At 59.5% G+C, this 563-nt stretch carries 1 protein-coding gene; it reads right to left on the reverse strand.

Annotated features, from left to right (window positions below):
* Positions 1–77: 77 nt before the first annotated feature.
* Positions 78–563, reverse strand: a 486-nt coding sequence (locus ACFVS0_RS21820; protein WP_430589114.1) for an IS30 family transposase, incomplete at its 5' end; no start/stop codon positions are given.

Here is a 563-nt window from a genome sequence, read left to right on the forward strand (position 1 = left end):
GTCGGGTAGTGAGTCCTTTGACTGGCGACGAAGGCGTACCTCACTTGGACTCTCTGGCAAAGAACGCCGCGGTGAGTTCAACCCGTCGACGCAACGGCTTGGCTCAGCTTAGCGGCTGGCGTCTGGAAGCCCAAGGTCTTACGAGGTCTTTCGTTGAGACGTCTGGCGATCTTGTTCAAGAATGCCTGCGAATGGCGGGATAGATCCGTGCCGTCGGGGAAGTACTGCCGCAGAAGGCCATTGGTGTTTTCGTTCGAACCGCGCTGCCAAGGGCTTTGCGGATCGCAGAAGTAGACCTGCGTGTCGGTCGCCACGGTGAAGTTCTTGTGGCTGGCCATCTCACCGCCTCGATCCCACGTCAGCGATTTTCGCAGCGCGGTTGGCAGTGTTTTCACTTGCCGGCTCAGCGCCGAGACGACGCTGCTGGTGTCCTTACCCTTCACTTTCACCAGCATCACGAAGCGCGAGTGCCGTTCCACAAGCGTCGCGATGTGGGAATTGTTGCTGCCCGTGATCAGATCACCCTCCCAATGCCCTGGCACGGCGCGATCTTCGACTTCCGC

The sequence above is a fragment of the Isoptericola sp. NPDC058082 genome (genome assembly GCF_042885055.1).
Classification (GTDB): Bacteria; Actinomycetota; Actinomycetes; order Actinomycetales; family Cellulomonadaceae; genus Isoptericola.